This is a genomic window from Pseudomonas sp. ACM7 (assembly GCF_004136015.1).
Classification (GTDB): domain Bacteria; phylum Pseudomonadota; class Gammaproteobacteria; order Pseudomonadales; family Pseudomonadaceae; genus Aquipseudomonas; species Aquipseudomonas frigoris.
On record NZ_CP024866.1, the window covers coordinates 6,123,449 to 6,147,219 of the forward strand.

The following is a 23,771-nucleotide window of genomic DNA, read 5'->3' on the forward strand; positions in this document are numbered from 1 at the left end:
TCCGTTTCGCGTGATCAAGCGCCAGTTTGGCTATACGAAAGTGCGCTTTCGTGGCTTGTCGAAAAACATCGCTCAACAGACAACCTTGTTCGCTTTGTCGAATCTGTGGATGGTGCGAAAACGGTTGATGGGTATGGGCGAGGTGCGTCTGTAATGCAGGCTGATCGCCCTGAAGCAGCGCGACTAGAGGAAAGAACCATGAATTAAGGACAGGAAAGGCCTGTTTTTCGACCGACTCATGATTTTTTGAACCTCAAGCAGAGAGGGCATGAAAAATCGGTGGGTACTTCAGACCTTCCTTAACTAATGCACACTGAATTTATTGTTATTTGTCTTTGTATTTTGGTCTACAAGCCACACTGAAGCGCCATCACTGTGCACGGTATTGCATTCTTTTCCATATTCTTTATAGGTGACGCAGATCACGTCACCCGCCACAGTCCAATTACCTTTAATCTCTGGATAATTAGCAATTTTAATTAACGCGGCTCCGCCAGGACTCAATGTTTCCGAGAACGGCTCGCCTTTGGCGGTTTTGCTTTTGAGCTCACGACCAATCAACACCTGGTGAATTTCATCCCCGCTTAATTGCTTCGCACCAGCAGGTGCCGGGGTATGGGCATCGTTTGGAATCTGAGGTCCGGAAGAACATCCAGAGAGAAAGAACGCTACAGTAATGGCAGTCAACAACTTACTCATCACTTCCACCTCTTACAATTTTTTATATTCAGACAACGTAACTTTTAAGGTTAGATAACCCCAAACTGATCAATATATTTTTTGACGATAAGATCAATAGCGGCGTCAGCGAGGTGTGCACCATTGCCATGCAATTTTTTGGCGGCAAACAGATTCCTCAACTAGGGTTCTATCGAACCAAAATTGCGCCGACGGTGTTGGCGGGCACTCATCAAGGAGGGGACAGATGACATCAATTCGTAAGACCGAGCAAACCTATCGCACCTGGTCCAGCCCAATCTTGCTTGAACTCAAGGAGAGAGAGCACCAGCTGGACGCTGAAGCCCGCCAGGCCCTTCAAAATGTCTTGGTCGAGAGAAGGCTTGTCGATACCGGCAACCCTTCTGGCGAAGATCGACGCGGCGCTAATCCAGGGGCTAGCGGCCGGGGTCAATAACTGCTACGGGCTAAAAAACAGCAAGCCAGAAACAAACAAGGGTTTGCATCAGCTTTCGCCCGCAAACCCTTGATTTTAGATGGTGCCCGAAGCCGGAATCGAACCGGCACGCCCTTACGAGCGGGGGATTTTAAGTCCCAAGGGAAAATCAATCAGGCCGTGCCTCCCAATAGCTTTTCCGGGTCGCAATCAGGCAAAAAAGGATGCCATGCAGCCCAATGTTTCCGCATACCTCTAAATGATTGCGGCCCGGAAAAACCCATGTTCAAAGCGAAAAAATGCCCGCTCAGCGCGAGTCGAAACAAATCCACACTATGCCAATGATGCATACATCCACGCGTTCTACTGGTATCGCCTCGACCCCTAGCACCCCATGCACGCAGTACCAATGTAAGACCTTGTGAAATGGCCGTTTTTACTGGCGCTCGCTGCAATCGAATGCCCACAAGTGCTTACACGTGCGTGAGAGAGTCACGCAAAAGTCACGCACCCATCTCAGGCATCCTGCCGGCCGCTTATGCAAAAGGAAACTCGCGGACTCCAAAGGAGGTTTTGCGCAAGCCGACCCAAAAAAAGTGCCTCCAGGCTTACTAGGCATAAGCGGACACCACAATCGCACCACTCTTACGGCCGAGAGAGAAATGTCACCCTCTCGAATTATGGACGAGTCGGTCAACGAAGAACTCCATATGCCCTCTGGGGGTAGCCAGCAAAGGCCAGGCGTCGACCTTTAAAGCGATCTCCTGAAATGCTTGGGCGCACTTGGAGCGCGGAAAGTGTTCGTAGACTGCTCGCTGCTTCTGCACTGCCCTACGCGCACATACATCGTACGGAACCGCTCCCACATACCGCAGGGTTACGTCGAGGAAGAGATCGGTGACTTTGGCCAACTTAGCGAACAGCGCGCGACCTTCATTCGGGCTCTGCACCATATTGACCAGCACCCGGAAACGGTCCATTCCGTAATCACGATTAAGCAGTTTGATCAGTGTGTAGGCATCGGTGATCGAGGTCGGCTCGTCGCAGACCACCAGTAAGACTTCGTGGGCCGCCCGGACGAGACTGACCACCGACGAGCCGATGCCCGCAGCTGTGTCAATCACCAGCACATCGAGACTGTCACCGATTTCACTGAAGGCCTGGATCAGGCCTGCGTGCTGAGTCGGAGACAAATGCACCATGCTCTGGATGCCTGAAGCCGCGGGGACGATTCGTATCCCGCCCGGACCGCGCAAAAGTACCTCGGATAGCTCACAGCGACCTTCGATTAAATCGGTAAGCGTGTACTGCGGGGAAAGCCCCAACAGGACATCGATATTCGCCAAGCCAAGATCGCCATCAAGCAATACGACTCGCCTTCCAAACTTCGCAAGCGCCAATGAAAGATTCACAGCCACAGTCGTCTTGCCGACGCCGCCCTTTCCGCCGGTCACGGCGATAACTTGCACAGAACGCACACCATCCATGTTATTGATTACCTTCCATGTGCAACGCGTGCGAGTAGTCGCTAACTATTCCTAGATGCGCAATGGTAGCTGAAAAGTGCAGACACATGGCCACTACATGGCAATCACGCGAACCAGAACTGCCACTGCTGCAATGCCCTCATCCGCCGAGTAATCGCCTATGCCCCATTCAGACCTGCTCCCTTCCCTGCTCTTCAAGATCAACGAAAACCAACTCGCCCTCGAAGCCGCCATCCTGGAGCTTTCCAACTGGGTCGAGGCTCGCGGTTCGGCTGACGTCGCCGACAACGTACGCGGCGCTCTGGACACCATCGACAAGAACGAAGAGTTCATCAAGCTGACGCTCGCGGTCCTAATGACGCCGGAGTGACTGCTATCGGCTGGGAATTCAACCGGTCACTGCACCTGGCATCAACTGGGTTGATCGACGACCCTAATCTGCGCCAGCCCTACCAGCTCAGCCTGCTCTAAAATCTCCTCCGGCGTCGCGTCCGCAGTGGGCATGATCAGGCTGTTCTCTCCATCCCCAAAATGCAGCTGTAGCAGGTGCATTGCCGCCTCATGGACGGGCAGCTGAGGCTGCTTTAATTCGAACATGTATGTGCGAGGCTCGCCATTGAACAGGTATTCCAAGGTGAAGTTGCGCATGGGGACATCCTCATAATGGGAGAAGTACAGCCAACTATCCTGACCTAATGGTCAGTTTTTAGCTCAAGTGTTCCACCGACCGTACACCTTTCATAACCTACGGTTCGTCGCCTCACCCTCGCCCGATCCCGCCCGCCTCGACTACTGTATATGCGAACAGTATCGATAAGGCATGGCCGTGGACCCGTACGAAATCGAAGACACCTCCGACTGGCTGGGCTGCCCCACCGAACTTGAAACGTGCACCCACTATTTGCGCATGCTGGAAAACGAGGTCCAAGAACTAAACCTGCACCTTCGGAAGGCGCGAGAGGATATCTTCGGCCTGGTGCAGATGTATGACGAAGCGATCACGCAACGAGACGACGCAATGAGCAATCTTCGGGAGAGGTCAGCTCAACTGGCAAGCGTCCGAAAGGAATTGTACAACCTCGAAATCTCGGCCAGAGGTCACAAACGCGAGGCTGAGCGGCTCAAGGGAATGCTGGAGGGCCTGACGCCCCGGCCCAAAACGATCATTTAGGTTCGACATACAGTTGCAATAATTACTATGCAATGTCTACGAAATGGCTATCATCCCCCCCCACTCGATCATATTCTCCACGGAAGGTTCCCCATGAGTCGCTTTCTTATCGCCTGCGCCGTATTTTCCTGCTCTGCTGCCCATGGTGCTGACTCTATTATCTTGCCCTCGCATTCACTCAGCCAAGACTCGACCGTTTCAATCAGCCAAGCCGACCAAACCCGAATCGTCATCACGAAAAGGGACTTTGGGGATTACAAGACGTACGTAAAGCTAGAATTTAATTGCGCTGATTCCACTGTTCGTTACCTTGGATCTAGCGCTAGTCCTACCGGTTTCGACGCAGGGCTGCAGGATAAATATTTTTCGAAAGTGGGTGAGACCTTCGTGCCTCCTTCCCTGCTGTCTGAGGCATGCAAGGACACAACAAGCACGCTCACCGCTTCACAGTAAGATACCCCCCTGTCTCATCCCGATCGTCATCGCGACAATTCTCGCACGTAGGTTTGGCACGCACGCAGCGCGATCAATCCCTGATCGCCGGCGTCGGTAATGGCGACAATTCGTTGAGCATGCGCTTGGTCAAGTCGGGCGCGCGCTCCTCCATGAACCACGCTGCCGGCCGCGGCACCGGTTGGCACTGCGTAGCCACTGGCTGTATCCGCTGTGTCGAGAAGGACTGACAACCGCAAATCAGAAGTGGCAAGGCGATCGCGCAGGCGAGCCTGATTGGATTGAGCATTGGTCAGTTCCTTGTAGTGATTTTCGTCGCTGGCCGACAGACGCTGTTCGAGCGCCAAACGCTTTTGCTGATCGGCACGAAGCTGGGCAGCGGCCGCGTTGCTTATGGCGGTCAGGTCGTCCTGATGCAGGCCAGCCTGCTCGGCGAGCTGCTTACCGTAGCGCCAGTCCTGTACCTTCCAGGCGGATGTCGCGGTGCCGGCCATCAGAACCAGAATCAGCGCCAGCAGACCGATCAACTTTTGCGCCAGCGTCATCACGGCACATCCTTGAAGAAGACGTGACCGCCCAGTTTGAGGGTCTGCTTCGCCTTCGCCGCCCAGGCCGGCGCCTTCGGCATTGCGGTGGCGTAGTAGTGCGTTGCGCCGCCGGTGGGATCAGGAACCTTGCTGTCAATGACCTGATCGGCAGCGATGCGCGCCTGAGCCAGCTCGCGGAACGGGATCTGCTTCAGCCCGATCAGAAACTGGTAGTTCGGGTCTGTCTTATTCCAGCAACTGAACTGATAGGGCTTCTGGCACACACCAGCATAACCCTCACCCCACCATGGCTTTTCCTTTCCATCGAAAACGCGATTGCGGATCGTCCAGGCCACGGCCACTTGGCCGGCCGACGTTTCGCCGCGAGACTCACCCCATAGCGTTCGCGCGAGTATGTCGCGGTCTTTTTCGGTAACTGGCATCACTTTTCTCCAGGCAAAAAAAATCCCGCTCGATGGCGGGGCTCTGTGCTGCTTTGTCGCTCTACATCAGGTCAGCGGATCGAGCCTCTGGGTCAGCAACAATGACCGGCACGACCGGCTCTGTCGGCCAAACCGGCGCGGCGTACCAAGTCGGCTGCACGGTGACCTTGCCCAGGGCGAACTTGTAGGTTTTCCACGCTTTGAGATTGATCAGCAGCGCGGCCTGCTCTGCTTCATCCGCCTCAGTGGCATCCCCGGCGTCAATGCCATATCCGAGCGTGTTGACGCGGTCCTGAATACGGGCGATCTGCAAGACGGCCTTGGCGTTCTTGGCGGCGAGCATGGCTTTGGCCTCGGCCAGCTGTGCCGCCGCCGAAGTCGCCGCTTTCATTTCGGCGGTGATCAGCAATGACCAATCGATCTCTCCAGCTACCGGCTCGCGAGGAGATGGCAGGGGCTCAGGTGATTCGGAAGGGGGATCATTCGGGAGCGGCTGAGGGAACTGTATTACGCCGTTGGGCACACTCAGCAACGGCACAGGGAAGGCCTGTTCCGGACTGTAGTTCCATGGGTTAGGCAGAATAAGCGAAAGGGTCAGTTCGCCATTCGTTCGCTCAACCTGACTGGCAAACCACGCCGAGTTTATTGCCAGGAGAGGAAGCGTGTCGCCCTCACCGATGGCGGAAAAGTCGAAGGACGCCCCATTCAAAATAAGGACATCGTCGGCCCGGAGTGCATACAGCGATTCATCAAGCCGAACCGGAACAAGTTTGATATTCATATCAGTACCACCTGCCTATTGCATGCACGTTTAAGACAAAGGCGCCAGCACCCGTAGTCCCCGAGGTGGCGGCGAGCCATGCGCTCAAGGTACTTAAAGTGGGTGCCGTTACGTTAGTTACCCATGCCGACCGGGTAGAAATATCCTGATCTACAAGCTGGGCATAGAGTTTTGGCGTTGCAGCAAATCCACCAGGCAAAGAAGCGGTCACGTTTAAATATCGGACGCCTGTTCCTGCGGTCCAACTAAGCGCCGGGTAGCTAATAGACTGCGAGGTCAGCATGAGCCCGTTGGCAAACTTCCAGACCTCTCCCGTCGCGTTGCTTACATACTCCATCAGCGCGCCAGTTGGCGTTCCACCAGATTGCGAAACGGACCCAAGAATCGCCGCAGCAGCGAGCTTTGTGGCGGTACCTGTCGCGTTGCCCGTCCCTCCCTGGGCGATGCTCAGCGCAGTCGTGAGCCCAGACAGAGAAGTGATATCTGCGTTCGCTCCCGACTTTGCGGCGACCAATGTAGAACGCGCACCAGCTGCATCCGTGTCATTGAGAAGCCCTTGGGCGAACGGTGCAAGGTCGGTGATCCCGGTCCCTCCTTTGCTCGGCGGCAGGACATCGTAGTTGCCGGTCGTACCGAGTGCAGCCAACTTGGCGCCATAGGTATTGACCAAGGCTCTCAGCGAATCGGCCGAATCCTTCACGTAGCCTTGCAGCGGCGCCAGCGCGTAACCGCCTGCACCGTTGGTTGCGCCCTGATAGTTCGGCGAGATCGACATCGCCGTGTCGCTGGCAATGTTGGTCACCTCGTACCAGCCGCCGTCGGGACCGCGAAAACCATCGCCCACGCGGCCATTGGCTATAAAAGCGGTGCCGGTGCCGATCACGGCATTGGAATTTAGGACGACCGAAACCGTCCCGGCTTTATACCAAGGCATGGAGTACTTCCTATTCGAAGGTGTTTAGACGGCGAGCTTTGCGAACACGGCCGGCATGAAGAAGGCAAACGGGTTGGAGAACCCGTCGGTAACGGCGTACAGCGTACCGGTGCTGAAACTCCACAAAGTTTTAACAAGGCGACCGGACCCAGATCCCGTCAGCATGTTCATGCCGAAGGTATTGATAAGCATGTATTCGTTTTCTGGAAAGTTGAACGACACGGTGTAAAAACTTCGGGTGCTGCCCGTGGCGGTAGTTTCAGATCGGACATAGGTCCAGGTCTGGAACGCTCGAGTGAACAGTGCCGTCGGAGTTCCTGAATCGAAAAGAAGCTTTGAATCACCGTCCCAAAGCCGCATCCCGTATGAAGCAACCGGCTGCGCGCCGAAGGTCGCGGCGAAGTACCGCCCGTTCGGTTGATTGGTATTCACGTCGTACGCTCGGACATAGAAGCCGGTCCAGTTGCCAGCTGATCCAATCACCTGCATGGCGGTGAGTCCCGCCACCCCGCCGGTATCCGGCCGGCAAAACACCAGAGGTGGCTCTTGACTAGTGATGACGCGCGGAAAGGAAGTGGAGGATCCAAGTCCGGACTCCTGCGTCGGCGCATAGCGGCCGCTACAGATGACGTTCAACCTGGAAAATTCCGAGTCGATCACCACTTGATTACTGTTGTTGACGAAGCTGAGTCCGTACGACGCCATTAAGCAAACCTTATAACCATCAATCGCATGGTTCCGCTGGTGGAAAGACTGGCCGCGAAAGTGCGCGTGTAGTTGTAAACACGCGCGACTCCCGACAGCATTTCAGTTTCCAATTGAAAGGATGTCGCTTCGTTGTACGGACCTACCGGGATCACGATCGCGACTGAATTGGAAGCATCACTTCCCGGTACCGAAAAGTCCTGATTCGCCTTTGTGCTATTGGCAAAGGTAACCAGCGTGGACAATACGACCCGCATGGTGAATGAGTTCTCGTCGACCTGAAGCACCCCATCGGCGCCCCAGATCCGCATTCCATGAGCCATTTTTCACCCCAAGTATCCGAGACGCACACGCAGCACGTTGTTCGCATCGTAGACGGAGACGTTCAGCGAGTTGATTACCAGGCGGCCTTGCCCGGGAACGATGCCGTTGATCTCCAGTGTGCCGTCCTTGTTGAGAATCCAACCCTGTTGACCGGCGATGTAGTTGGTCGAGCTGATGTAGCTGCCGATCTTGGCGTTGGTGATGGTGCCGTCCGCGATAAATGCCGAATTTATGAAGACCTGCCCACCCTGCACCGCAAACGGAACCGAGATGGCACCGCCGGCGATTGTGTTGACGACAGCAAACCGGTCAGCGCTCACCAGGAACTGGCTTTGCAAGCCTGCACCGGTGTTCTCGATGCCCAGACCGATACCGGCGGCGACGTACTGCCCGCCCGCCGTGACTTGCATCTTCACCGACCACATCGTGTTCAGCTTGCCAGCGGTGTCGGCATAGGCCGTCGATGTTTGCTGAATCGCGGCGGTGTTTTGTCCCACCGACACATTCAACTGATCGATCTTCGTGGACGTTGCTGAATCGTTGGTGGCGACCACCTGTTCCAGTTCGGTGATGTTCGCCGCGTTCTCGCCGATGGCGGCGTCGAAGGTAGTGAGCCTCTGTGCCATCGCTTCGTTTTCAGAGGTGCGAACCTTGGACTCCGAAGCGATCGCCGCGGTGCTGGTCCAGCCCTTCAGGGCATCGGCCAGATCCCCTTCGCCATTGTCGTCGCGGGACGACGCCCGCAACGCTTGGAAGGCCGTCGCCTGAGCAGTGACCACACCGTCGATCTCGATGATGTCAGCCGTGTTGGTGGCCACCTGCTGCGCCAACCCATTTGCAGTTTCAACCGACTGCCCCACATCCAGCCAGTAGGTTGCATTCGGTGGCGGCGTGTTGATTGGAACCTCGCCTTTGGCCTGAAAGATGTGACCGTCTTCCACGACCATCTGGTCTTTCTCGTAAACCTGATCCGGCTTGTAAGCGGACAGGCCGTCCAGCGCATCGATCTGATCTTGAAGGCCCGGGATTTTGTTGATCTCGTCCAGCAGGTCCTGGCCGAGCTCCGTCTCGGTGATCTGGCCGGCGATCATTGCCAGGATCGGGGACGCGTTAGAGCTCGACTGGCCCTGCACGCCGATACCAATTGGGTGCCACGGTCCGATGTTGCCGATCCGGTCCACCAGGCGCGCCCAGAAGTAAAAGGTCACGCCTGCGGCCAGGCCGAGCATTGAGAAATCGCTTTGCGGGTACGACAGGTCTGTCAGCTTGGAAGCGGCTTCCAGGCTGGTTGTCGGGCCGTACCAGACTTCCGTCCGCTGCGTGTCCTCTGCGCCAGCTGGGAAGCCCCACTTCAGGTAGATACCGAACAGCAACGGCGTGGCCGTCAGATAGCTGAGCGCCGGCGGCAATCCTTCCTTCCCCTTGAGGTTGGTCAGGATCGAGTTACGCCAGACCGACGAGATGTCGAAGGCACTGACCGCGCGGACGCGAGCCACGTAGGCGCCGGCGTAGATACCCACCACGTCGACACTGGTCATGCCAGTGCGCTGCAGCTTGATCCAGTTGCCACTGTCCTTGCGCCACTCCACGTCGTAGCCGACCGCGCCGTTCACCGCCGGCCAGGTGATGGTCATGGTGGCGACGGCGATGCCCTGGGACACGACCGAGTTCGACGTGACGGTGACGCTGGCCGGCGCCGGGACGACGGTGATCGGGATTACGCTGATTGGGCGCTCTTCCAGGCGCGCGCCGGTGTCGATGTAGGCGAACTTGCTCGGGTCGTACTGAACCGCCGAGATCTCGAAGACGCCAGGCTCTGGACGCGATACTGCGGTTACCCGATACAACGGCACAGCCAGGTCATCAGCATCCAGAGCCCAAACGAGCTCTGGTTCCGGCACAGCTGAGTAGGCAACAGTCACCGTTACCACCCGTCCTGCTACCGATTGAACGGTGCGACCTTCGCACTTGCCGTTGGGCAAGTTCAGGATCAGTCGGTCGCCGGTCTTGGCTTGGGTGTCGCGGTCCAAGGTAATGGCGCGGCCCAACACCGCAGAAATACGTCCACCGATTGGACGGCCGGCCAGCAGCTCGTCGGCCACAGGAATAACGTAGCCAGGCAGTGGGATGCGGCCATCGAGGCCAACGCGGAAGTTGATCCCGCGATCCCTAGAGTTTGTCAGTAGCGCCCACTTGCCACGGCGCTGCGCTTCCGACTCGCGGGTGCAGCCGATCGCACTGATCTCCAGCGGATTGTCGCCGTAGCGCCGCTGAAGCTTGGCATCCGTCACCGCAGTGACGTCAGTGTCGTAGTTGTTCGCCGGGTTGTCGTAACTGATAAGGGCGCGACTGTAGCGGGTGCGTTCCGATGCGCTCGAGTAGGTGAACTTGCCGTCGATGACATTCGCCCGGGTGTAGGCGAAGTCGAAGTCGGTCGCGCGCGGCATGTCGGACAGAGTGAAGACCTGGCCTTGAGCCCAGTAAGTCATGCCGCGGTAGATCGTAGAGATATCGCGGAGCAGTGACCAGGCGTCAGCCTTACCCTGAAGATTGAGGTTGCAGATGAAACGCGGCTCCTGACCACCCTTCCCATCCGGCACCAACTGATCGCAATACTGAGCGATCCGGTAAAGCTCCCACTTATCGACCTGCCACGGTTTGATGCGGCGGCCCAAGCCGAAGCGGTCGTTTACTGTGATGCCGTAGGTGACCCAGGCGGGGTTATCGGTCCACGCCTCCTTGAAAGTCCCATCCCAGATGCCCGTGTAAGAGCGGGTATCGGGGTTATAGTTGCTCGGTACCATCCACTTGCGGGCGTGGCAATCGACGGTCACTGCCGGGATACTACGGAACTGCTCGGCCGAAAACTCGATGTACAGCAAAGCGGTATTCGGGTAACGCAGCTTGGCGTCGATCACCTCAGTGAAACCGGCAATCTGCATGGTGTCGGCTATTTTGTTGTTGTTCTGATTCGGCGTAATACGGGTGATGCGGATCAGCCACCCACTGGTCGCCACAGGCAAATCAACGCGACGAGTGCGTTCGTAGGTGGTAGTGGTCTTGCCGTCCACAGCTTCGCTCAGCACCTGCTGATAGGCGCCGCCGTCGGTTGCGACTTCGACCTTGTACTCAATTCTGTAGCCGTTGATGTTGTTTTCAGCATCTACAGATTGAAGAGCCGCCCACGCAAATCGCAGGCGCACCGCTGACAGTTCGGTGTTGCTGATCGCGCGCACCCAAGGCGTGCCGCTGCGCAACTCAATGCCAAGGGTGGTTTCGTTCTCTACCGATGGAATGCCCTGGATATAGCTTTGCTCGACGGAGCCGTTGCGGTACTCCCACTTCACGTTCGGGAAGTTCATGTTGCCCTGAGGGTCTTGCAGCGGCGTGTTGTCGAGGTAGATGTCCTGTGCCGTCGGATTGCCGGCGAACTCGCCCTCACCCATGGCAATCAGTATCTTGGCCACGGCTACCGAGCGCAGGCTATCCGGCGCTTCGGTCGGGGTCTTTGGCTTATCCGATCCGCCCTTGGCGCCGTAAATATCAAGCTGCTGTGCTGCGCCCATGCTTTTCTCCAGGCAATAAAAAACCGCCTCATAGGCGGTTGTGGTGGTCGTTGGTCGGACTACATCTGGTCTTCGGCATAAATTGCAGCGCTGATGATCGCCCCGCCCCACCGACGCTTGCCGACACAAAGCGGTACCGGGTTGCCGGAAGCCGTGGTGTTTTTGGCGCTGCCGAACGCGTAGCCGGGAGTGTTCTCGGGGGCCGCGCTGGTTTTGAGCCCCTTCGCGGCAGGACTGAGCATCTGAATGACGCCGCCGATAGCCATAGACGCACCCATCGTGATCAAGGCTGAGCCAAACGGGGCGCCTGCGCCGAATGTGCCGCCGGTGATGACTAGGCCGACCACGATTAACACCGCACCAATGATCGTTTGAAGCCCGCCAGCCTTCTTGCTGCCAGTGATGACCGGTGCAATTCGAATCTCGCCGCCTCCGCTGAAGCTCAGTTCTTGCTCCCCAATATTCGTTATGCCGCGGAACACGGCAAACTCCATGCCTCTCGATTTTGCGTTGGAAAGAAACCGCTCAAACCCCGGAATTTGCACACACAGAGCCTTGATAGCTTCAGCCGGCGATCGGACGGAAAGTCGGAACGACCGACCAAACTGCCGAAGTTGGCCATATAGCTTGATCGTGGTCATGGGTTGGTAATTGATCGCCAGCGCGCTCATGCTTTTCTCCAAGCAACAAAAAACCCGCCGAAGCGGGCTTTGAATTAGGTTTCGTCTACAGGCAACTTTGCAGGGCGGTCAGTCTTTTTGCGGATATCCAGTTGTTCAGCACAGCGTAGTACTTGGCTACCGCGCCGGACGCGCCTGGTTGGATATCGGCGAAATACTCGGAGCCTGCAGTGAATACGGTGTACCCACCATCCCGGCCAGGCTGGAGCGTGGCTTCAGGCGTAACCCCGAACAGGGACTGATTCTGCCATTCGTACTGGACGCACTGAGCCAGCGCTTTGTCAGATTTCTTCGAATACAGAATCTTGTCTGGCCCTTCCTGACGCGCTTCGTTCATCGTCGGCGCCATGCACCCCGCCAGCAGCATTACAGCCACCACCCCTATCAAAATCCGCATGATTCTTCCTCGTCCTGAAAGGGGGTGACCATAGCATTTATCATTACTTGGACCGAATCACGATGGTCGATGCGATCATGTCGCCCAAACGTTTTCGGGAACCAAAAAAAATGAATATCCAATCAAAAATATTCAGGAACGGCGTCGTGATGTTTCGCATGAAAGATTGATACAGATTACAGCTGAGGTAGCTGCGCTCATCAATCACTGTCATGCCCAACAACTTTTTTCCAATGCTCTGGCCGTTTGGCATTGCATCGGAAAACAGGTAATACACCACGCCTGAGCCGATAGCGAGCGCGCCTACGACACTAGACGGTAAACCAACAACAGCTGCCAACCGCCCGACGAAAGTAAATAGAAAAACGGTGATCATGGAGTCAATCATTTGTCCTCCCCATCGACGCCCCAGACCAGCTAGGTTTTTGGGCTTCTGATATTCACCTTGGGTATTGCTTACTTCCATGCGCTGCCACTCCGTTGGTATATAGACCAGAGGATATCGGCACCGTCCAAAAAATATTTAGCGCACCCCAAACCGAAGCGCTGAAAACCCTTGGGCCGAAGTATAAAACCCGCCTGTACGAATCCCCAGTAACGCCCCGCCCTCGTTCGGTAGTAGCTTTTGGCCTTCTCGAAACCAAGGAGCGGTCATGTCAATCAGAAGTCTTGCGAAAAACCTGCCGGCCGATCCCGACAACTTTGGCTCAGTCCTTGGCTGGGGAGTGATTCAGAAATCGCCGTGGCGATTCATCGACATTTACGCGTCCAAAGATGCGGCCGAAGCTGAATCCTCAGCCCGTGGGCCACGTTACAGCGTCGAATACGGATCTCACCGCCTTGGTACGGGCGATTTTATCGGCGGGCTTATACCGCCGAAGTAACCGGAAGCTTTTCTTCTGCAAAGTGGATCCGCCCAGGGCCGGACACGAGCTTAGCAGTGAGCCCAGGCTTTCCAGTGTACGCACGGCGGTAGCCATCCTTGCTCTGGCACTTTCCGGAGAATTTCATGTGACCGATCTCGACGCCGGCGTCCAGAATCGCGACCCCGGATTCAGCGCCGCAGATACCGCCGTCGGTAATAGTGAAGAGGTCGTGAATGGTCAGCATGTAGCGCTGGCTCGGCTGCATACAGCCCTCCTGCTGCCGGATGGGCAGTGAGAATGAATTGAAGGATTTCCCAGTCCTTTGCCTGCAAGCCCAAGGACTGGGATTGCGCCAATTTCGGCGCGTTTATGACCTGGAGGTCAATGTGACAGAGCAAGCCCGCTTTCCCTATGTACTGATAACCAACAGCGCATCGGTCATCAATAAAGCCTCATCGCTATCACCTACAGGCATCCACCGAGGAAAGGGAATCACCACCTTTTTGGCGGACCATCAATTCGACAAGGTTTTCTCAAGTCTGAGCGAAATCGGCGACGAGTTCGGGCTAGTTCAAGCGAATGACCTCAAATACAACCATGCCGATGGCGAACTGGCCCGAGTGTTCGATCACATTAAGTAGGCCGAGAGCAACCGCTGCGGTAAAGCACCTTGCCGTCTCGCACTTCTATTAATGCTCCCTCGGCAAGATGATATGGGCCGCTGAGTACATACTCGGCGCGCCCATCTTGAACGTCTATTTCAATAGGTTCTCGCTTCGGCAGATTGCTCAGTCGGCTGCGCCAAGCAATCGCTGGCTGATACGGGTCGCTTTGTTGCATATCTCCCTCCCGCGGCTCTGCCGCGTCATATGGTTGGTTGTGCATCTTTGTGCCTGAGGATCAGGCGTGTTCGGTCCAGCCAAGGCCCGCCGAAGACGATGATCTCGCTCGGCCTTCCGTACAGATGGTGAAGCAAAAATGGGCCAGGACCGAAGGTGTTCGCATCCTCGCCAGGCAAGGATGGATCGCTACCGAGGAAAATCCCTGCATGGTTCGGGTAAACCGTCCGACCGACTTCCATGACGATCGTGTCGCCGCGTTGCGGCTGATCGACCTTATAGAAGCCTGCCGCCTCGTAGTTCGCCTCGTACAGACTGGTGTTGTCGGCGCTCTCCCACCACCCATCGGTGCGCTTGAAGGCTTCAAACTCCAGACCCCACTCGCGCTTGTACCAGTCGGCGCAGACTTGCCAGCAATCCCAAGCCCCGTGCACGAACGGCCGGTTGAGCAGCGGCGTGTTGCCGCTTGGGGTGATGCTGCGCAGATCACCTTCCGGCCAACTGAGGATATGCCAAGGCAAGGCTGTCGCCTCGCACATGGCCAAGTCATGCGGTGACGGCCTGCTGGTTGCGTCCGGGTGTGAGTGGAAGATACCGATCACCTCGCCAGCGTCCTCTGCCGCGGCGTAATCCTCGGGATCGATTCGAAACTCGTCGGTCGGCTCGGTTGCGATGTTCCGGCATAGAAAGTACTTCTGCTTGCGCCCGGTCGCCAGCACCAGGCCGCAGGCCTCTTTCGGATACTGGGCGGCGGCGTGCGCCTCCATCGCGCTCAGGATGTGCTTGCGCATGGTCAACTCCGTGCGATCAGGGACACCGCGGGGAATCCGCCGTGAGGAAGTGGGTTGTTCTGGCCGAAGCGCAATTTGCAGGACTTCAGCCCGCCCTTGCACTCGTCCTTGCTCGGGTCGTCCGTGGGGTTGTCGTCGTCATCGAACATCGCGCCGCCGGTGTAACCGCAGTTTGGCCCGCGGTAGCCGCCGGTCATTGCCCAGTGGCAGAAGGTCGTCATCTGTCGACCAGGCAATCCGTGGTTGTCGATCTCACCTGGTGAGGACAACTCCCACTGCACTACCTCGCCGTCTTCACTGGTCTTCTGGTCGATGTACCAGATTTCCAGCGCCTCTTGGGTAGGGTCGGCAGTTGGATTGCCCTCGGGGAAGTTCACGGCGTCCAAATACTGCGCCATGGTCTCGCGCACGGTGAGCGTGAACTTTGCGAGGTCATCAAAAGCCAAGCACAGCGCTGTGATTCGCCCATTCACGTTGCCGGCCATGAACGTCGGCCGGGTAGCGCTTCCGTTACTGTCGGCGCCGATCCCTTCAATCTGTACCGGCCAAGCCGCGTACTCGCTGCCCTGCCACCAAATCGATTTCGCCGGCAACTCTTCGACCGAACCCTCATAGGCCAACAATTCATCGGGCGTGTGCGGAATCGCGTGGGCATGAAAGCGCAGAACGTCCGCGCCGTACTCCGTGCCATCGATTTCAAACAGCCGCACTTCCCCACCGGGCTCCAGCTTCTGGATGTCCGTAATCAAAGCCATGCGGCGTTACCTCAGGGGTGAAAGGTTTGTTCGAAGGTGGCGGTCAGCGTGTAAACCGATCCGCCTTTGTGTGACGGCTGAAAGCCGGTGCATTTGTAGAGCCCGAGTTCGCCCAGGGGCGGCGTCCACAGGAAAGCCTTTGCCCCCTTGTGGCGGCGCAAGAACGTGATGATTTCCTTGATCCGCTCCGAACTCCCTGTGTGGGTGACCGGCCAAGACTGCTGCTCGTTGTTGATGCCGTCCGAGACCAACTGCTCGTAACCGTCGCCTAACTGCTTTGACCTGGTGCGCTGCTTGATGTCGCCAGTAGCGCCCTTTTCGATTTGCCAGGTGAATCGCTCAATTGCCATGGATCACCCCGTGATGGCTCTGTTGATTTTTCCGCCCCGGCGCAGGTCGACGCTCACCAGCTTCTGGTAACGCTGATCAACGAAGTCGGCCAAGTCCTTGCCAAACTGCTGATAAGCAGGATCATCAGCCGTAGAGCTGGTTGATCCATCACTGGCCACCATGACTTGCACACTGATCGTTGTTCCGCCACCAGAGCCAGCAAGTGCAGCAACGCCTGGGCCCGCACCGGAAGTCAGCGGCGTGACGCTGCCGCCATTCGCGCCGGTCATGAGGAAGGACTTGCCGCCTTCGTTGTACAGTTCCGGACCCAGCTCGTTGACCTCGTAGAGAGAATTTGGGGCTACAGGTCCGCCGGCTGCTCGGTAGCCAGAGAAGTCGACGTTGGTGTATCCAGCCTGAGACGCTCCTGCAGCCGAGGAAGCAGCACCGGCAGAGCCAGAGGCCAGCCCGTTACCACTACCGCTGCCGACGAAATAGCTGGTAGCCGCCCCGACCAGGCTGCCCAACAGAGCCGAACTGGCCTGCCTCGTCGCAATACGCGCCATGTCCGCCAAGATCGACTTCGCGAAATCACCGAACGACGCCTTCCCTGTCATAGCGAAATTGACGATCGAATCCTCCATAGAGCTGAACGCATTCGTGAACAGGCTGCGTGTTTGCCCTGCGATATCCCGCGCCGAATCCAAGTAATTGGCCCAGGCCGATGTCGCGCCCTTGGTCCAGTCACCCTGCGCCGCTTCGACGTCGGCATAGTTCTGCCGGATCTGGTCGGTCGCTGCCTTGTTCGCGTCTGCGAGGGCTTGGGACTTCTGCTTGAACTCTTCAGGGGCCATGTTTCTGGACGGGTCGGAGCGCTGATTTTCCAGATCCAAAGACTGCTGCGCGAAACGGTCTTGCTGGCTGTTCAATTCGCCAGAAAGAGCATTTTGCCGATCACCCTGGCCAACGCCATTGGCGGCGCGCTGCCCGGCAAGTGCCAGTGCCTTCTGCTGCTGCCCGAGGGCTGCAACGTACTGGCTGATCGCGTACGTCTGCTTGTCGAGGCGTCCTTTCTCGCTAGTAGCCAACACCTCCTGCTGGCTGTCAGCGTCTTTCTGCGCTTTGACCATGGCGGTGCGTGCATCAGCGATTTTCTGGTCGAGTTGAATGCGCTGCGCTGCCGTGGTGCTGGACTTGTCCTTCACGGCCTCTAGCGCCGCAATCTCGGCTTCGTACGCTGCCGTTACTTCGTCCCGCTCGTTTCCGATCAGGCCGTCACGTTTTTGCGAATACTCCGCCTGTGAGATGAGCCCGGCCTTCTGCATCGCGTCCAGTTGCTTCTGGGCGTTGCTGTATTCGGCCAGAATCGCCGTGAGCTGGTTTTTCGCATCGTTGAAGCCCGAAAGGTCAACACTGCCCGCCGCGGCTTTCGGATCCTTGTCCTTGTCGTCGATGGACTTTTTCAGCTTTTCGTATGCGCCGCCGGAGAACTTCTTGCCGTCAAACTCCACGCCATTCAGCAGCTGTGCCTTCTGTCCGGTTTTTTCTGCATCCTGATAAAGCTTCGTGAACTGATCATTCAGCTTTTTGTATGCCTCCTGCCGCTTTGCAAGCGGGTTCAAGTCCTCCATCTGCTTGTCCAGATCCTTCTGGACGGCGATCAGTTCCTTGTTTGCATGGGTTGTCTCGCCGGTTGTGACGGCTAGGTTCTGGCTGGCAGCTTGACGAGCTTTGAGCCCAGCAAGCCGAGCTTCCAATGCTGAGGTGGAGTCATCATTTTCACCTTCGCCCAATCCCAGAAACGTGTTGAGTGAGCTGAGTCCGTTCGATACCGCGCCAGCGACACCACCACCTTTGCGGGTATCGAGCACCCGCTGACTGATCTCGATCTGCTTGGCCAGGTCCGGGAAGACCTCCGACCGAATGGCGCCATAGGCGCCGGTGATCGCGATCTTGATGTTGTCCCAATCGCGCTCAACATCTGACAGGGAAGCGCGGTAGGCCTTCAATCGTTCCTGGGCCGACAGATTCAGGCTTTCACTCAGGACATCCAGCGCACGCTGGTGGTCGCCTTGGTCGTCGATCGCCTTGATGACCTCGTATTGCTCGTAGGTAAGCAGGCCGTATTGGTCGCTGATTTTCGCCGCAGATTCGGTTGCAGTGTCACCGGCGTTGGCCAAGGACTTGGCGATATCACCGACGCCCTTACCTGTTACCTCGCCAATAGCTGCCGCTGCCTGAGCCAGATTCTGCATCTGGACGCCGCTGGTAGCCGCACCGGAAGCGAGTTCTATAACAGCCTCGCGTGCACCGGATAGATTACCGGTCAGCACGCCGGCCGATTCGCTCATGGCCTTGAGACTGGCAACACTCTGCCCTGCGTCGTTCGAACCGCCGTTGATGGCAGCGTTGAACGCCCGGGCCTGTTTCATCGCATCGACGTAGGCATAAGCGAGGCCGCCTAGCACTCCAGCGAGAAGACCTGCCGGAAGCAGCAAAGCCGCCATGCTTTTGGCAGATGCTCCAGCGCCGGCGCCAAGCTGGGCAATAGCCCGCGCCCCGCTGCCCAAATCGCCGGATGACAGCGCGTTGGTCAGTTGCATGACGTTTTCTTGAGCCTGACGGGTGCCGAGCTTCAGTTTGTCGAATGCGGTTTCTGTCGCGGTCAGGCCTGACCTGTCCTTGCCGATTTTTGCCAACCGATCTGCGTAAGCCTGAGCGTCGATGCCGCCGGCCTTGTGCAGGTCATTGAGCGCCTTTTCCTGCGCTTCCAACTTGGCCAGTTTGGCGGTCACGGGATCAATGCCGTTAACTGTGCGCTTCAGCGCCTCAATCTGGCGGTTCTCCGCATCGATCAGGCGCTGTTTTTGCGCAACTTCCTTGGCTTCGGCTTTTTCGATCTTGTCGTAAGACTTGCCGAGGCGTTCCTGATACGCCTCCTGCTGTTCGACAGTGACCAGGCCCCCCTTGCGGGCGCGCTCCAGCAACCCTTCCGCTTGAACCAGTTGCTCGATGCTGCCGAAGTTGCCGGACATCGCCTTTTCAAGTTGGCTGATGATGGCAATTTCACTGGTCGCGCTTGCACCTGATTTACGCCTTGCCTCGGACTGACGCTGTGTGGCGCCCGTGGACTTGTCGATCTCCTGAGCAACTTCACGCTCGGCCTGAACGATCTTCTTGCCAGTGTCCGCCAGTTCGGTCCCGGTCTTGCCGAGATCATCGATTGCCTTTTCAGCGCCAACTGCCGAATCGACCAGTTTGTCCAAATCGTCAGCAGCCTTTGCCGCCGACGACGAATTAACCTCGATGCCCAGGGACGCGAAGTTGGTGCTCATTTACTGTCCCTCTGTTCCGCCATCACCTGTAGGGCTTCGGCTTCCATGATGCGGATATCCGGGAAAATGTCGGCGGCCTGCGCCCGGGTTAACCCGAGGAAGCCCGCGACATCGCGAATTGACGTGTAATCCAGGCCAGTAGCGCCGCACGCGCCTGTACGCCACTGGGTGCTCAGCGCCTCGAAAAGTAGGAAGGCCTGCCAGTTGTCCGGCCAGATCTCGCAGTCTTGCCCGGTCAGGTCGCCCGCCATGAAGCCGAAGGTCTTCAGCTCTTCAGCTGAAGGCCCTTGCTCGTAGAGGGTACGTGCAGCGCTTAGGAGTTTCCCAAGCGAGCCTTGCTGAACGCATCGGAGTACGCGCCCAGCACCGCGCTTGGCGTGGCGCTGATCGAACTGACCAAGATGCGAAGGTTTTCGTCTGTGAGCTCTTCGTCCACCTCCCAGCCAGCGACGATTGCCTTGAGCTGCTCCACCTGAAGGTCGATCAACAAGGTGGTGAACTGCTTCAGCCCCACTTCCTCCGACTTCAGTCCGAGCGCCTTATGGCGTTCACCCCAGTCGGCATAGAGATCCGCCAGTTCGGTACGGTTGCGATACTTGAACTCGAACTCCACCTTCACCGGTTCACCGCCAACCGTCGGTAGCATGACGTCAGCTTTGAAAGTGGGGTTCTGAATAAGCGTGAACTTGGCCATGGATTACGCCACCGCAGTCAGATAACGGGTTGGTTCGGCCTGCAACGCCAGGTTGACGGTACGGGTCAGCAGGTTGTTGCGCGAGACGGCCGGCTGTTTCGAGAACGAGGTGTAGGCCCCGTAGAGCAGCGTGTCGTTGCCCGGCAGGTTGAGGCGTGCAGCCTGCACCTGCTTGCCTGCGTCGGCAGACATCAGCACGGCGTTGAATGGCTGGGCCGGGTCATCGGCAATGGTCAGCACCATGCTGGCGGCGGACTTGTCGGTAGGAATCTGTTTGCCCTGGTCGTTCTCGAGGAACACCACATCCAAGTAGTTCTGCTCACCACCAGAGAAAGCTAGGTCGGTTACCTGTGGGATTTGCACCCAGGACAGCACCTTCTTCATGGTTCCGGCGCCGTTGCCGGCCGGGAAGACCTGCGCGTCGGTGGTATCGATCGTTTCCAGGGTGATCGCGGTGGCCGTAGCCACTTTCACGCGCACCACTTTGTTGTCCAGTTTGCTCCAGCCAGAGCTGAGCAGGACAATATCGCCAGCGGCCAAGGTGCTACCGACAACCGTGGCCACGGCCTCGGAAGCATTGGAGATGGCAGTGAACGCCAGCGCAGCGGCATAGGTCGCGGCATGCTGGAAGGTGCCGCCGTTCGGAATCTTGTAGCCCATGGGGTTTTTCCTCTTTTCAGAAATGACAAAACCCGCACAATGGCGGGTTCTGGGTTTGCCCAATGGGCGAATTAGTTGGTGTCGGCGCGGTACATGAACGACACAGGCACGGTGAACGTGGTGTCGTCGGGGATGCCGGGGCCCGGGTCGATCGGGCTCATGGTCACCACCGTCAGCGCGCCCTTGGTGTTCCGTTCATACAGCGGGAACAGCGCGGCGATCTGGTCAGCCAGTACACCGGCCGCCCCGCGATACTTGCCCGAGGGCGTCACGATGCTGACCTGAAATACGCCGGTGTACAGCTTGTGGTCACCGCCGAGCGTGTTGCTTGCGGTGTCGCCCGGCAGCGTGAACGCCTTCAGGTAGGTGACGCCGTCCACGGGCGTGTAAGTCTCGTTCTCGACGACAACCTTGAGCGGCACCGGCAACGCTTTCGCCCAAGCGATCAGCTTGGCCTCGTAGACCGAGGCGATTAAGTTATGGCTCATACCTGGTTGTTCCTGATGGCTTCATCGACGATCTGCTGAAAGCGGGCCAGGGTGATGCGGACCATCCCGCCGGGCGCCTGCTTCGAATGTCCGTACTCAAGCGGCACCGCATACGGCAGGTTGTTCACCAGGTACGCCGTCTGGCCGATGGTCAGCGACTGCACCTGAGTCCTCAGCACCGCGATCGAGACGTTGCCAGATGGGTCGATTTGATCAAGCACTCCGTCTGCGGGGATGTCGATAGAGAACTGCCAGTTCCCGCGAAACCTTCCGCCGACGTAGTCCTTGCCGGCGACCAAGCCGTTCACGTTGAAGTTCTGGTCGCGCTCGGTCTTGGTCAGGGGCCTGGCGTACTTCATGCCGCGCTTCAGCTTGCCGGCCTTGGTGAAGTTGCTGTCGGTCAGGTTGATGACCGTATTGCGTACAGCCACCTTGAAGTCGTAAGCATCGGCCGCAGCCGTGTTGGCTTGGCGATGCGCAACATTGGAAGCCCAGATCTCGGGATTGCCCACCGGTGACATGCGAATGACGCTGCTGCCGATCTCGATCACGATTTCGCGGAAGGTGGCGTCGAGCCCGGCCTGGGCCTGCTCGGCAAACTGGCGGATGTTTTCGGCGAAGCTGCCGTTCAGGCCTGAGTATTTGCTCATGACCGCACCTGAAGCTCATACAAAATCGGCGTGCCTGCAGGGTTGATCTCTTTCAGCGGTGGAACAATTGACCAGGTGCGACCCTGGATGATCACCTTGTTCAGCAACCCCGGCACCCACGCGAGCCCCTGCGCGGCGATCTTGAGCTTCTTGTCGCCCTGCTTGATGAGGCTATTGTTCTGGAATTCTTGGCCGGTGAAGTCGAGCAAGATGCCCTGGGCGGTTTGCTCAACAATGGTCTCTTCGGGCTCTAGGCCGGAGCCTGGATCGTACTCGCCCAAGGTGATCGAGCGAATAAGCACAGGCTGGCCGAACTCTGTGATCATCTCCAGAGCCATCACGGCCATTTCGTCATAGAAGGCCATGGTGGCTCCTCAAATCAATTGGTACTGCTTAGTAGGTCTTTCCTGCCATTTGCTTTACATACTCATCGACCGCCTTATTCGCGATCGTCGCGGCCTTATCCACGATGTCACCTGGATAGGCATTCTGCACAGCTGAGAGGCCGCTCAAAGCAGCAATGTAAGCACTTTTCCAAATTTGATGTTTCTCTGTGCCGTTAACAATCATACAAGCCTCCACGTTTAATGAAGGCAACACGCTATCATCACGCGCGCACCGCAAACAATCCCCGTTTCTGTAGGTAATCGGCAAACTGCGTGGCGCTCGGCCTATCCGGCGCCGCCGGGAGCAATCGGCCGCTGGTGTTCGGGATCGTCGCGTATTCGCGAGTCACCGCGCCTTCGACACGCTCCAACGTCACCGCGCCTTTTCTCTTCTCTGGCGGATCAAAGTCGTCAGCATGAATCTCTGCGGCCAAGGCCATCTGTCCGTACTGGATTCGCGCAGGGAGATAGTTGTCGGGCTTGATCTGACAATCCAGTTCAACCCCTCGGCGCGGCCAGGCCAATGCCTGATCGCTGTCCGTCTTGCGCCCCTTCCAAGTCTTGCCATCCATCGCCAAGGCGGCCCGGCGAAGCAGTGCTTCTTGCGCAGGCTCGTCCGCGGGGATGGTCACGCCGAACTTGCCGGCGTACGTGACCAAGTCCGCCGCGCTCGCGTAGCTTTCGGCGTCTGGCTTGCCGGTGCCGTCCTCGATGATCAGTGTCATGGTTCAACTCGCTGGATTGAGCTTTGAATGAATGGCCACCAGGTAACCGGTAGCCAGCAGTATCACGCCTTGGGCAGATCAGCGACGAGCTTTTCCAGGGATTCTTTCGAGGCGTTTGCCCGGTAAGTCACGCCAGCAGCGTCGAGTTTGGCTTTCAGGGCATCGACTTCCACGCCTTCACCAGCCTTCAGTTCGGCGACCCCGTTGCGCAACATCTCGTTTTCCGTTGCGAGATCGTCGCGCGCACCGACCAGCTCGGCCATCTGCACGCGGATGCCGTCCAGCGCATGAAACAGCCGAATTGCGAGCTCACCGGCTTCCGGCTTTTCAATCTCACCGGCGTCCAGGCCGTCGATCACGGCGCGGACCGTATCGCTTTCGATCTGCAGCTTGCCGATCAGCGCTTCCAGTTCAACGCGATTGTCACCAGCGCCAACGACCAGCACCTGGCGCGGTTCAGCGTCTATCGCCGTCACTTCTACGCCGACATGCTCGTAGGCTTCAACCACCTTCGGCCATACGCCTACGACGACAACACCGGTCACGCCCGCTTCTGGCCGATCGAAGTGTTCCGGGTTGCGATAGCGCTTGTCTGGGTCAAAGCCGGAGCTTTGAGTGGAATAGATGAGTTCCATGGAAATCTCCGTAGCGGCCATTGCTGGCCGCTGTC

At 57.6% G+C, this 23,771-nt stretch carries 32 protein-coding genes, 1 tRNA gene and 1 pseudogene; 6 read left to right on the top strand and 28 right to left on the bottom strand.

Going from position 1 to position 23,771, the window contains the following annotated elements; all coding sequences use genetic code 11:
• A pseudogene (locus tag CUN63_RS29045) lies at positions 1-154 on the top strand (IS5/IS1182 family transposase); the annotation flags it as partial.
• A gap of 149 nt (positions 155-303) precedes the next feature.
• Here the strand turns inward: CUN63_RS29045 and CUN63_RS29050 are convergent.
• On the bottom strand, positions 304-699 hold the full coding sequence (locus CUN63_RS29050; RefSeq protein WP_129444592.1) for a hypothetical protein: 396 nt from the start codon (positions 697-699) through the stop codon (positions 304-306).
• Positions 700-925: 226 nt separating this feature from the next.
• Between CUN63_RS29050 and CUN63_RS29055 the strand changes: the two genes are divergently transcribed.
• A complete protein-coding gene (locus CUN63_RS29055; protein ID WP_129444594.1) occupies positions 926-1,135 on the top strand; it encodes a hypothetical protein in 210 nt (69 codons plus the stop codon).
• Positions 1,136-1,215: 80 nt separating this feature from the next.
• On the opposite strand, the gene CUN63_RS31815 is transcribed toward CUN63_RS29055, so the two are convergent.
• Together CUN63_RS31815 and CUN63_RS29060 are read right to left on the bottom strand one after the other, a co-directional pair.
• Positions 1,216-1,330, bottom strand: a tRNA-OTHER gene (locus tag CUN63_RS31815).
• 449 nt (positions 1,331-1,779) lie between these two features.
• Positions 1,780-2,601 carry a MinD/ParA family protein gene (locus CUN63_RS29060; RefSeq protein WP_129444596.1) on the bottom strand — a complete coding sequence of 274 codons (822 nt, stop codon included), beginning with the start codon at positions 2,599-2,601 and terminating at the stop codon, positions 1,780-1,782.
• A 160-nt stretch (positions 2,602-2,761) separates the two neighbouring features.
• Here CUN63_RS29060 and CUN63_RS29065 point away from each other — a divergent pair, with 160 nt between their 5' ends.
• Positions 2,762-2,971, top strand: coding sequence for a hypothetical protein (locus tag CUN63_RS29065; RefSeq protein ID WP_056740692.1), 210 nt, complete (start codon positions 2,762-2,764; stop codon positions 2,969-2,971).
• A 41-nt stretch (positions 2,972-3,012) separates the two neighbouring features.
• Here the strand turns inward: CUN63_RS29065 and CUN63_RS29070 are convergent, their stop codons facing one another.
• Entirely contained in the window at positions 3,013-3,249 is a 237-nt protein-coding gene (locus tag CUN63_RS29070; RefSeq protein WP_129444598.1) for a hypothetical protein, read from the bottom strand.
• Positions 3,250-3,421: 172 nt separating this feature from the next.
• Here CUN63_RS29070 and CUN63_RS29075 point away from each other — a divergent pair, with 172 nt between their 5' ends.
• The gene (locus tag CUN63_RS29075; protein ID WP_129444600.1) at positions 3,422-3,772 is read left to right on the top strand and encodes a hypothetical protein; all 351 of its coding nucleotides are present in this window, start codon (positions 3,422-3,424) and stop codon (positions 3,770-3,772) included.
• A gap of 479 nt (positions 3,773-4,251) precedes the next feature.
• On the opposite strand, the gene CUN63_RS29080 is transcribed toward CUN63_RS29075, so the two are convergent.
• From CUN63_RS29080 to CUN63_RS29130, 10 genes are all read right to left on the bottom strand, one after another.
• Positions 4,252-4,770: a lysis system i-spanin subunit Rz gene (locus CUN63_RS29080; RefSeq protein ID WP_129444602.1), complete on the bottom strand. Its 519-nt coding sequence runs from the start codon at positions 4,768-4,770 to the stop codon at positions 4,252-4,254.
• Entirely contained in the window at positions 4,770-5,195 is a 426-nt protein-coding gene (locus tag CUN63_RS29085) for a cell wall hydrolase (protein WP_129444604.1), read from the bottom strand. The genes CUN63_RS29080 and CUN63_RS29085 overlap by 1 nt, the downstream gene beginning before the upstream one ends.
• A gap of 61 nt (positions 5,196-5,256) precedes the next feature.
• Positions 5,257-5,586: a phage tail protein gene (locus tag CUN63_RS29090; RefSeq protein WP_129445184.1), complete on the bottom strand. Its 330-nt coding sequence runs from the start codon at positions 5,584-5,586 to the stop codon at positions 5,257-5,259.
• A gap of 391 nt (positions 5,587-5,977) precedes the next feature.
• Positions 5,978-6,910 (bottom strand): phage tail protein, encoded by a 933-nt coding sequence (locus CUN63_RS29100; RefSeq protein WP_129444606.1) that lies wholly within the window; start codon positions 6,908-6,910, stop codon positions 5,978-5,980.
• A 24-nt stretch (positions 6,911-6,934) separates the two neighbouring features.
• Positions 6,935-7,615 carry a hypothetical protein gene (locus CUN63_RS29105; RefSeq protein ID WP_129444608.1) on the bottom strand — a complete coding sequence of 227 codons (681 nt, stop codon included), beginning with the start codon at positions 7,613-7,615 and terminating at the stop codon, positions 6,935-6,937.
• Positions 7,615-7,926, bottom strand: a complete 312-nt coding sequence (locus CUN63_RS29110) for a hypothetical protein (protein ID WP_129445185.1) — start codon at positions 7,924-7,926, stop codon at positions 7,615-7,617. The genes CUN63_RS29105 and CUN63_RS29110 overlap by 1 nt, the downstream gene beginning before the upstream one ends.
• A gap of 15 nt (positions 7,927-7,941) precedes the next feature.
• Positions 7,942-11,505 carry a host specificity protein J gene (locus CUN63_RS29115; RefSeq protein ID WP_129444610.1) on the bottom strand — a complete coding sequence of 1,188 codons (3,564 nt, stop codon included), beginning with the start codon at positions 11,503-11,505 and terminating at the stop codon, positions 7,942-7,944.
• Between the two features lie 59 nt (positions 11,506-11,564).
• Positions 11,565-12,176 carry a tail assembly protein gene (locus CUN63_RS29120; RefSeq protein ID WP_129444612.1) on the bottom strand — a complete coding sequence of 204 codons (612 nt, stop codon included), beginning with the start codon at positions 12,174-12,176 and terminating at the stop codon, positions 11,565-11,567.
• A gap of 55 nt (positions 12,177-12,231) precedes the next feature.
• Positions 12,232-12,582, bottom strand: coding sequence for a hypothetical protein (locus CUN63_RS29125; protein ID WP_129444614.1), 351 nt, complete (start codon positions 12,580-12,582; stop codon positions 12,232-12,234).
• 43 nt (positions 12,583-12,625) lie between these two features.
• On the bottom strand, positions 12,626-13,048 hold the full coding sequence (locus CUN63_RS29130) for an RDD family protein (protein WP_129444616.1): 423 nt from the start codon (positions 13,046-13,048) through the stop codon (positions 12,626-12,628).
• 187 nt (positions 13,049-13,235) lie between these two features.
• On the opposite strand from CUN63_RS29130, the gene CUN63_RS29135 reads away from it, so the two are divergent.
• Positions 13,236-13,466 carry a hypothetical protein gene (locus CUN63_RS29135; RefSeq protein ID WP_129444617.1) on the top strand — a complete coding sequence of 77 codons (231 nt, stop codon included), beginning with the start codon at positions 13,236-13,238 and terminating at the stop codon, positions 13,464-13,466.
• Here CUN63_RS29135 and CUN63_RS29140 read toward each other — a convergent pair.
• On the bottom strand, positions 13,450-13,713 hold the full coding sequence (locus CUN63_RS29140; RefSeq protein WP_129444618.1) for a hypothetical protein: 264 nt from the start codon (positions 13,711-13,713) through the stop codon (positions 13,450-13,452). The two genes, CUN63_RS29135 and CUN63_RS29140, sit on opposite strands and share 17 nt — an antisense overlap.
• Before the next feature lie 37 nt (positions 13,714-13,750).
• On the opposite strand from CUN63_RS29140, the gene CUN63_RS29145 reads away from it, so the two are divergent.
• Positions 13,751-14,089, top strand: coding sequence for a hypothetical protein (locus CUN63_RS29145; RefSeq protein WP_129444619.1), 339 nt, complete (start codon positions 13,751-13,753; stop codon positions 14,087-14,089).
• A gap of 224 nt (positions 14,090-14,313) precedes the next feature.
• On the opposite strand, the gene CUN63_RS29150 is transcribed toward CUN63_RS29145, so the two are convergent.
• The 13 genes from CUN63_RS29150 to CUN63_RS29205 form a co-directional block, all read right to left on the bottom strand.
• A complete protein-coding gene (locus CUN63_RS29150; protein ID WP_129444620.1) occupies positions 14,314-15,078 on the bottom strand; it encodes a C40 family peptidase in 765 nt (254 codons plus the stop codon).
• Between the two features lie 2 nt (positions 15,079-15,080).
• On the bottom strand, positions 15,081-15,833 hold the full coding sequence (locus CUN63_RS29155) for a phage minor tail protein L (protein ID WP_129444621.1): 753 nt from the start codon (positions 15,831-15,833) through the stop codon (positions 15,081-15,083).
• Positions 15,834-15,844: 11 nt separating this feature from the next.
• The gene (locus tag CUN63_RS29160) at positions 15,845-16,183 is read right to left on the bottom strand and encodes a phage tail protein (RefSeq protein WP_129444622.1); all 339 of its coding nucleotides are present in this window, start codon (positions 16,181-16,183) and stop codon (positions 15,845-15,847) included.
• 3 nt (positions 16,184-16,186) lie between these two features.
• Entirely contained in the window at positions 16,187-19,498 is a 3,312-nt protein-coding gene (locus tag CUN63_RS29165; protein ID WP_129444623.1) for a phage tail tape measure protein, read from the bottom strand.
• The gene (locus tag CUN63_RS29170; protein ID WP_129444624.1) at positions 19,495-19,749 is read right to left on the bottom strand and encodes a DUF1799 domain-containing protein; all 255 of its coding nucleotides are present in this window, start codon (positions 19,747-19,749) and stop codon (positions 19,495-19,497) included. The genes CUN63_RS29165 and CUN63_RS29170 overlap by 4 nt, the downstream gene beginning before the upstream one ends.
• Before the next feature lie 62 nt (positions 19,750-19,811).
• Positions 19,812-20,192, bottom strand: coding sequence for a phage tail assembly chaperone (locus CUN63_RS29175; RefSeq protein WP_129444625.1), 381 nt, complete (start codon positions 20,190-20,192; stop codon positions 19,812-19,814).
• Between the two features lie 3 nt (positions 20,193-20,195).
• On the bottom strand, positions 20,196-20,852 hold the full coding sequence (locus tag CUN63_RS29180; protein ID WP_129444626.1) for a phage tail protein: 657 nt from the start codon (positions 20,850-20,852) through the stop codon (positions 20,196-20,198).
• 71 nt (positions 20,853-20,923) lie between these two features.
• Positions 20,924-21,340: a phage tail terminator-like protein gene (locus CUN63_RS29185; RefSeq protein WP_129444627.1), complete on the bottom strand. Its 417-nt coding sequence runs from the start codon at positions 21,338-21,340 to the stop codon at positions 20,924-20,926.
• The gene (locus CUN63_RS29190; protein WP_129444628.1) at positions 21,337-21,990 is read right to left on the bottom strand and encodes a hypothetical protein; all 654 of its coding nucleotides are present in this window, start codon (positions 21,988-21,990) and stop codon (positions 21,337-21,339) included. The genes CUN63_RS29185 and CUN63_RS29190 overlap by 4 nt, the downstream gene beginning before the upstream one ends.
• A complete protein-coding gene (locus CUN63_RS29195) occupies positions 21,987-22,355 on the bottom strand; it encodes a hypothetical protein (protein ID WP_129444629.1) in 369 nt (122 codons plus the stop codon). The genes CUN63_RS29190 and CUN63_RS29195 overlap by 4 nt, the downstream gene beginning before the upstream one ends.
• A 28-nt stretch (positions 22,356-22,383) precedes the next feature.
• Entirely contained in the window at positions 22,384-22,560 is a 177-nt protein-coding gene (locus CUN63_RS31820) for a hypothetical protein (protein ID WP_165353296.1), read from the bottom strand.
• Between the two features lie 37 nt (positions 22,561-22,597).
• A complete protein-coding gene (locus CUN63_RS29200) occupies positions 22,598-23,101 on the bottom strand; it encodes a DnaT-like ssDNA-binding protein (protein ID WP_129444630.1) in 504 nt (167 codons plus the stop codon).
• Positions 23,102-23,163: 62 nt separating this feature from the next.
• Complete coding sequence (locus tag CUN63_RS29205) at positions 23,164-23,736, bottom strand: hypothetical protein (RefSeq protein ID WP_129444631.1); 573 nt, start codon at positions 23,734-23,736, stop codon at positions 23,164-23,166.
• Between the last annotated feature and the right edge of the window lie 35 nt (positions 23,737-23,771).

Excerpts from the sequence above, each read along its gene's own strand:
- CUN63_RS29085 (WP_129444604.1), bottom strand. The coding sequence starts at position 5,195 with ATGCCAGTTACCGAAAAAGACCGCGACATACTCGCGCGAACGCTATGG.
- CUN63_RS29160 (WP_129444622.1), bottom strand. The coding sequence starts at position 16,183 with ATGGCAATTGAGCGATTCACCTGGCAAATCGAAAAGGGCGCTACTGGC.
- CUN63_RS31820 (WP_165353296.1), bottom strand. The coding sequence starts at position 22,560 with ATGATTGTTAACGGCACAGAGAAACATCAAATTTGGAAAAGTGCTTAC.
- CUN63_RS29170 (WP_129444624.1), bottom strand. The coding sequence starts at position 19,749 with ATGGCGGGCGACCTGACCGGGCAAGACTGCGAGATCTGGCCGGACAAC.
- CUN63_RS29055 (WP_129444594.1), top strand. The coding sequence starts at position 926 with ATGACATCAATTCGTAAGACCGAGCAAACCTATCGCACCTGGTCCAGC.
- CUN63_RS29190 (WP_129444628.1), bottom strand. The coding sequence starts at position 21,990 with ATGAGCAAATACTCAGGCCTGAACGGCAGCTTCGCCGAAAACATCCGC.
- CUN63_RS29180 (WP_129444626.1), bottom strand. The coding sequence starts at position 20,852 with ATGGGCTACAAGATTCCGAACGGCGGCACCTTCCAGCATGCCGCGACC.
- CUN63_RS29150 (WP_129444620.1), bottom strand. The coding sequence starts at position 15,078 with ATGCGCAAGCACATCCTGAGCGCGATGGAGGCGCACGCCGCCGCCCAG.
- CUN63_RS29185 (WP_129444627.1), bottom strand. The coding sequence starts at position 21,340 with ATGAGCCATAACTTAATCGCCTCGGTCTACGAGGCCAAGCTGATCGCT.
- CUN63_RS29115 (WP_129444610.1), bottom strand. The coding sequence starts at position 11,505 with ATGGGCGCAGCACAGCAGCTTGATATTTACGGCGCCAAGGGCGGATCG.
- CUN63_RS29205 (WP_129444631.1), bottom strand. The coding sequence starts at position 23,736 with ATGGAACTCATCTATTCCACTCAAAGCTCCGGCTTTGACCCAGACAAG.
- CUN63_RS29080 (WP_129444602.1), bottom strand. The coding sequence starts at position 4,770 with ATGACGCTGGCGCAAAAGTTGATCGGTCTGCTGGCGCTGATTCTGGTT.
- CUN63_RS29060 (WP_129444596.1), bottom strand. The coding sequence starts at position 2,601 with ATGGATGGTGTGCGTTCTGTGCAAGTTATCGCCGTGACCGGCGGAAAG.
- CUN63_RS29070 (WP_129444598.1), bottom strand. The coding sequence starts at position 3,249 with ATGCGCAACTTCACCTTGGAATACCTGTTCAATGGCGAGCCTCGCACA.
- CUN63_RS29120 (WP_129444612.1), bottom strand. The coding sequence starts at position 12,176 with ATGAGCGCGCTGGCGATCAATTACCAACCCATGACCACGATCAAGCTA.
- CUN63_RS29105 (WP_129444608.1), bottom strand. The coding sequence starts at position 7,615 with ATGGCGTCGTACGGACTCAGCTTCGTCAACAACAGTAATCAAGTGGTG.
- CUN63_RS29125 (WP_129444614.1), bottom strand. The coding sequence starts at position 12,582 with ATGCGGATTTTGATAGGGGTGGTGGCTGTAATGCTGCTGGCGGGGTGC.
- CUN63_RS29165 (WP_129444623.1), bottom strand. The coding sequence starts at position 19,498 with ATGAGCACCAACTTCGCGTCCCTGGGCATCGAGGTTAATTCGTCGTCG.
- CUN63_RS29050 (WP_129444592.1), bottom strand. The coding sequence starts at position 699 with ATGAGTAAGTTGTTGACTGCCATTACTGTAGCGTTCTTTCTCTCTGGA.
- CUN63_RS29155 (WP_129444621.1), bottom strand. The coding sequence starts at position 15,833 with ATGGCTTTGATTACGGACATCCAGAAGCTGGAGCCCGGTGGGGAAGTG.
- CUN63_RS29130 (WP_129444616.1), bottom strand. The coding sequence starts at position 13,048 with ATGGAAGTAAGCAATACCCAAGGTGAATATCAGAAGCCCAAAAACCTA.
- CUN63_RS29110 (WP_129445185.1), bottom strand. The coding sequence starts at position 7,926 with ATGCGGATCTGGGGCGCCGATGGGGTGCTTCAGGTCGACGAGAACTCA.
- CUN63_RS29090 (WP_129445184.1), bottom strand. The coding sequence starts at position 5,586 with ATGAAAGCGGCGACTTCGGCGGCGGCACAGCTGGCCGAGGCCAAAGCC.
- CUN63_RS29200 (WP_129444630.1), bottom strand. The coding sequence starts at position 23,101 with ATGACACTGATCATCGAGGACGGCACCGGCAAGCCAGACGCCGAAAGC.
- CUN63_RS29135 (WP_129444617.1), top strand. The coding sequence starts at position 13,236 with ATGTCAATCAGAAGTCTTGCGAAAAACCTGCCGGCCGATCCCGACAAC.
- CUN63_RS29195 (WP_129444629.1), bottom strand. The coding sequence starts at position 22,355 with ATGGCCTTCTATGACGAAATGGCCGTGATGGCTCTGGAGATGATCACA.
- CUN63_RS29140 (WP_129444618.1), bottom strand. The coding sequence starts at position 13,713 with ATGCAGCCGAGCCAGCGCTACATGCTGACCATTCACGACCTCTTCACT.
- CUN63_RS29075 (WP_129444600.1), top strand. The coding sequence starts at position 3,422 with ATGGCCGTGGACCCGTACGAAATCGAAGACACCTCCGACTGGCTGGGC.
- CUN63_RS29175 (WP_129444625.1), bottom strand. The coding sequence starts at position 20,192 with ATGGCCAAGTTCACGCTTATTCAGAACCCCACTTTCAAAGCTGACGTC.
- CUN63_RS29100 (WP_129444606.1), bottom strand. The coding sequence starts at position 6,910 with ATGCCTTGGTATAAAGCCGGGACGGTTTCGGTCGTCCTAAATTCCAAT.
- CUN63_RS29065 (WP_056740692.1), top strand. The coding sequence starts at position 2,762 with ATGCCCCATTCAGACCTGCTCCCTTCCCTGCTCTTCAAGATCAACGAA.